This is a genomic window from Curtobacterium sp. MCPF17_011, assembly GCF_003234145.1.
In the GTDB taxonomy this organism is placed as follows: Bacteria; Actinomycetota; Actinomycetes; order Actinomycetales; family Microbacteriaceae; genus Curtobacterium.
On sequence record NZ_QKSK01000022.1, the window covers coordinates 1 to 5381 of the forward strand.

Annotated in this window: 2 rRNA genes; both read right to left on the reverse strand. The window is 55.5% G+C overall.

What is annotated here, in order from left to right:
- Nucleotides 1-83 precede the first annotated feature (83 nt).
- Nucleotides 84-3212: ribosomal RNA gene (locus DEJ25_RS16310) — 23S ribosomal RNA — on the reverse strand.
- Nucleotides 3213-3663: 451 nt separating this feature from the next.
- A 16S ribosomal RNA gene (locus tag DEJ25_RS16315) occupies nucleotides 3664-5185 on the reverse strand.
- Together the 16S and 23S rRNA genes form the textbook arrangement of a ribosomal RNA operon.
- Nucleotides 5186-5381: the final 196 nt, after the last annotated feature.

Below are 5381 nucleotides of genomic sequence, written 5' to 3' on the forward strand. Positions count from 1 at the left end.
TATTCAGTTTGATTCCCGATCGTCTGTCGGGAACCACAAAGTGGACGCGAGCCCCAACCCCCGAAAGGGCCAGGAAAAAAGTGTGTGTCAAGTCTTCGGCTTATTAGTACCGGTCAGCTCCACGGGTCGTTAGTCCCCGCTTCCACATCCGGCCTATCAACCCAGTAGTCTGCTGGGAGCCTCTCACACTCAAGGTGCATGGAAATCTCATCTCGAAGACGGCTTCCCGCTTAGATGCTTTCAGCGGTTATCCGGTCCGAACGTAGCTAATCAGCGGTGCCCTTGGCAGAACAACTGACACACCAGAGGTTCGTCCATCCCGGTCCTCTCGTACTAGGGATAGATCTTCTCAAATTTCCAACGCGCGCAGCGGATAGGGACCGAACTGTCTCACGACGTTCTAAACCCAGCTCGCGTACCGCTTTAATGGGCGAACAGCCCAACCCTTGGGACCTACTCCAGCCCCAGGATGCGACGAGCCGACATCGAGGTGCCAAACCATGCCGTCGATATGGACTCTTGGGCAAGATCAGCCTGTTATCCCCGAGGTACCTTTTATCCGTTGAGCGACAGCGCTTCCACAAGCCACTGCCGGATCACTAGTCCCGACTTTCGTCCCTGCTCGACCTGTCAGTCTCACAGTCAAGCTCCCTTGTGCACTTACACTCGCCACCTGATTGCCAACCAGGTTGAGGGAACCTTTGGGCGCCTCCGTTACTCTTTGGGAGGCAACCGCCCCAGTTAAACTACCCATCAGGCACTGTCCATGAACCCGATCAGGGTCCTACGTTAGACATCCAAAGTGACCAGAGTGGTATTTCAACAATGACTCCACGAACACTAGCGTGCCCGCTTCACAGTCTCCCACCTATCCTACACAAGCCACTCCGAACACCAATACCAAACTGTAGTAAAGGTCACGGGGTCTTTCCGTCCTGCTGCGCGTAACGAGCATCTTTACTCGTAGTGCAATTTCGCCGAGTTCGCGGTTGAGACAGCTGGGAAGTCGTTACGCCATTCGTGCAGGTCGGAACTTACCCGACAAGGAATTTCGCTACCTTAGGATGGTTATAGTTACCACCGCCGTTTACTGGGGCTTAAATTCAGAGCTTCGCCGTGAGGCTGACCCTTCCTCTTAACCTTCCAGCACCGGGCAGGCGTCAGTCCGTATACATCGTCTTGCGACTTCGCACGGACCTGTGTTTTTAGTAAACAGTCGCTTCCCACTGGTCTCTGCGGCCTTCAACGCTCACGGAGTAAATCCGGTCACGCGTCCGGCCCCCCTTCTCCCGAAGTTACGGGGGCATTTTGCCGAGTTCCTTAACCACGATTATCTCGATCTCCTTGGTATTCTCTACCTGACCACCTGAGTCGGTTTCGGGTACGGGCGGCTGCAACCTCGCGTCGATGCTTTTCTCGGCAGCATAGGATCACTGAATTCCCCTTACGGGTACGCGTCGGGTCTCAGGCATACAGACGACGGATTTGCCTATCGTCAGCCCTACATCCTTACACCAGGATCACCTTACGGATACCATCGCCTGGCTCAGCTACCTTCCTGCGTCACACCTGTTCATACGCTAACCGCACCAGCATGGGGTCGAGCGTTAGACCGGCCCGTCTCACCCCGAAGGGATCAACAAGTGCCGGGTTAGGACTCTTAGCACCACTGGATTAGCTTGGGCGGTTGTTCGCCGGTACGGGAATATCAACCCGTTGTCCATCGACTACGCCTGTCGGCCTCGCCTTAGGTCCCGACTTACCCAGGGCGGATTAACCTGGCCCTGGAACCCTTGGTCTTTCGGAGGACGGGTTTCTCACCCGTCTTTCGCTACTCATGCCTGCATTCTCACTCGTGTGGCGTCCACGGCTGGATCACTCCGCCGCTTCACTCGCCACACGACGCTCTCCTACCACTCCGCACGACTGAACCACGAAGGCTTGTCGAGTGTGCGAAATCTACAACTTCGGCGGTGTGCTTGAGCCCCGTTACATTGTCGGCGCGGAATCACTTGACCAGTGAGCTATTACGCACTCTTTCAAGGGTGGCTGCTTCTAAGCCAACCTCCTGGTTGTCTGTGCAACTCCACATCCTTTCCCACTTAGCACACGCTTAGGGGCCTTAGTTGGTAGTCTGGGTTGTTTCCCTCTCGACGATGAAGCTTATCCCCCACCGTCTCACTGCTGCGCTCTCACTCACCGGCATTCGGAGTTTGGCTGACGTCAGTAACCTGTTGAGGCCCATCGGCCATCCAGTAGCTCTACCTCCGGCGAGAAACACGCAACGCTGCACCTAAATGCATTTCGGAGAGAACCAGCTATCACGAAGTTTGATTGGCCTTTCACCCCTATCCACAGCTCATCCCCTCCATTTTCAACTGAAGTGGGTTCGGTCCTCCACGACGTCTTACCGTCGCTTCAACCTGGCCATGGATAGATCACTTCGCTTCGGGTCTAGGACATGCGACTGAATCGCCCTATTCAGACTCGCTTTCGCTACGGCTACCCCACACGGGTTAACCTCGCCACATATCGCTAACTCGCAGGCTCATTCTTCAAAAGGCACGCCGTCACCCCTACAAAGGAGGCTCCGACGGTTTGTAAGCAAACGGTTTCAGGTACTATTTCACTCCCCTCCCGGGGTACTTTTCACCTTTCCCTCACGGTACTTGTCCGCTATCGGTCATCTGGGAGTATTTAGGCTTATCAGGTGGTCCTGACAGATTCACACGGGATTTCTCGGGCCCCGTGCTACTTGGGATACACATCCGGCCATAACACCATTTCGTCTACGGGGCTGGCACCCACTACGGCCCGGCTTTCAAACCGGTTCGACTATGATGCGCTGTAACCGTCCCAGTCCGGCAGAACTGAGTGACGTGTCCCACAACCCCGACCATGCAACGCCCGCCGGCTATCACACATGATCGGTTTAGCCTCATCCGTTTTCGCTCGCCACTACTCACGGAATCACATGTTGTTTTCTCTTCCTGTGGGTACTGAGATGTTTCACTTCCCCACGTTCCCTCTACCCGCCCTATATATTCAGGCGGGAGTCACCAGGTCGACAAGTCGCCTGGCGGGGTTTCCCCATTCGGAAATCCTCGGCTCACAGCTCGATTATCAGCTCCCCGAGGCTTATCGCAGATTTCTACGTCCTTCTTCGGCTCCAGATGCCAAGGCATCCACCGTTTGCTCTTAGAAACTTGACCACAAAGATTAAAATTGCGATCCAACGCCACACCGACACCACACCAATCACCACAAGGGCAACCAACCGGTCTCGGATGACGCGAATCTAAAGATGCTCGCGTCCACTGTGTAGTTCTCAACATACGATCGGCACCACACTCCCCCAGACCAAACCGGTCTGACATCATGTGGCCCAACGAAGGACCCAACGGCCCAACCCCTCCCAACACTCTCGTGTCAGCAGGAAGCCTGGTCCCTCAGGACCCAACAACGTGCACCAGCTGAGCGCTCCACCCCCGACCCGTTCCAACCAGGCGAACCCGGTGTACTGAAGATCGGAAGCATCACTCCCAACTGCACTGTCAATGTTCCACCCATGAGCTACCCGTCGGACACGTTCGGTCCGAATCGGGCGCCTGGACCAGCCACCACCCACCAAACGGTGAACAGCACTGACCAGATGCTCCTTAGAAAGGAGGTGATCCAGCCGCACCTTCCGGTACGGCTACCTTGTTACGACTTAGTCCTAATCACCGATCCCACCTTCGACGGCTCCTTCCACAAGGGTTAGGCCACCGGCTTCGGGTGTTACCGACTTTCATGACTTGACGGGCGGTGTGTACAAGGCCCGGGAACGTATTCACCGCAGCGTTGCTGATCTGCGATTACTAGCGACTCCGACTTCATGAGGTCGAGTTGCAGACCTCAATCCGAACTGAGACCGGCTTTTTGGGATTCGCTCCACCTTACGGTATCGCAGCCCTTTGTACCGGCCATTGTAGCATGCGTGAAGCCCAAGACATAAGGGGCATGATGATTTGACGTCATCCCCACCTTCCTCCGAGTTGACCCCGGCAGTCTCCTATGAGTCCCCGGCATAACCCGCTGGCAACATAGAACGAGGGTTGCGCTCGTTGCGGGACTTAACCCAACATCTCACGACACGAGCTGACGACAACCATGCACCACCTGTACACCGACCACAAGGGGGCGACCATCTCTGGCCGTTTCCGGTGTATGTCAAGCCTTGGTAAGGTTCTTCGCGTTGCATCGAATTAATCCGCATGCTCCGCCGCTTGTGCGGGCCCCCGTCAATTCCTTTGAGTTTTAGCCTTGCGGCCGTACTCCCCAGGCGGGGCGCTTAATGCGTTAGCTACGACACAGAAACCGTGGAAAGGTCCCTACATCTAGCGCCCAACGTTTACGGCATGGACTACCAGGGTATCTAATCCTGTTCGCTCCCCATGCTTTCGCTCCTCAGCGTCAGTTACGGCCCAGAGATCTGCCTTCGCCATCGGTGTTCCTCCTGATATCTGCGCATTCCACCGCTACACCAGGAATTCCAATCTCCCCTACCGCACTCTAGTCTGCCCGTACCCACTGCAAGCCCGAGGTTGAGCCTCGGGATTTCACAGCAGACGCGACAAACCGCCTACGAGCTCTTTACGCCCAATAATTCCGGACAACGCTTGCACCCTACGTATTACCGCGGCTGCTGGCACGTAGTTAGCCGGTGCTTTTTCTGCAGGTACCGTCACTTTCGCTTCTTCCCTACTAAAAGAGGTTTACAACCCGAAGGCCGTCATCCCTCACGCGGCGTTGCTGCATCAGGCTTTCGCCCATTGTGCAATATTCCCCACTGCTGCCTCCCGTAGGAGTCTGGGCCGTGTCTCAGTCCCAGTGTGGCCGGTCACCCTCTCAGGCCGGCTACCCGTCGTCGCCTTGGTGAGCCATTACCTCACCAACAAGCTGATAGGCCGCGAGTCCATCCCCAACCAAAAAATCTTTCCACCACCAGGCCATGCGACCAGTGATCATATCCAGTATTAGACGTCGTTTCCAACGCTTATCCCAGAGTCAGGGGCAGGTTACTCACGTGTTACTCACCCGTTCGCCACTAATCCGCCCAGCAAGCTGGGCATCATCGTTCGACTTGCATGTGTTAAGCACGCCGCCAGCGTTCGTCCTGAGCCAGGATCAAACTCTCCGTAAAAAATTACAACCAACACCGAAGTGTCAGCGAGTTGATCTTGACTGTTGACTGTCTACTGACAATCTTCAATCCAAAAGGAATTGCTTCATGACCCGACCAGCCGAAACCGATCGAGCACGAGGTCAATAAAATTGGCATTGACAATGTGCACGCTGTTGAGTTCTCAAGGACCAGACGCACTCCCCACACAACACCA